The sequence below is a fragment of the Bacillus sp. N1(2025) genome (genome assembly GCF_053470005.1).
Map to the genome: position 1 here is coordinate 1 of NZ_JBLTJB010000042.1, position 345 is coordinate 345.

A 345-nucleotide genomic window follows, 5' to 3' on the forward strand; every position below is an offset into this window, starting at 1 on the left:
CTCTACCTGTGCTTCGCCCATCGCCAGATGGATTTCCTCGTTATTCTGCATGGTAAACATCACGTCAAACAGCGGATTGCGTGACAGATCACGGCGTACTTCTACTTCCTCTACCAATTCTTCAAACGGGTATTCTTGATTCTCATATGCATTCAATGCCAACTCTTTGATCTCGCTTAAAAATTCTAAGAACGTTTTTTCAGCCCTTGGATACCCTCTCATTGCCAGCGTATTGACAAACATGCCGGCTATTGTCTCGGTGTCCTGATGCACTCGGCCTGAGATGGGTGTTCCTACCACGATATCTTGTTGCCTGCTGTATTTATGCAGTTCTATCATAAATAC

1 protein-coding gene is annotated in these 345 nt (G+C 44.9%); it reads right to left on the minus strand.

The window, feature by feature from the left end; genetic code table 11:
• Window positions 1-345 (minus strand): condensation domain-containing protein (locus ACNFN4_RS22260; protein WP_448200492.1); only part of this gene is annotated, 345 nt, incomplete at both ends.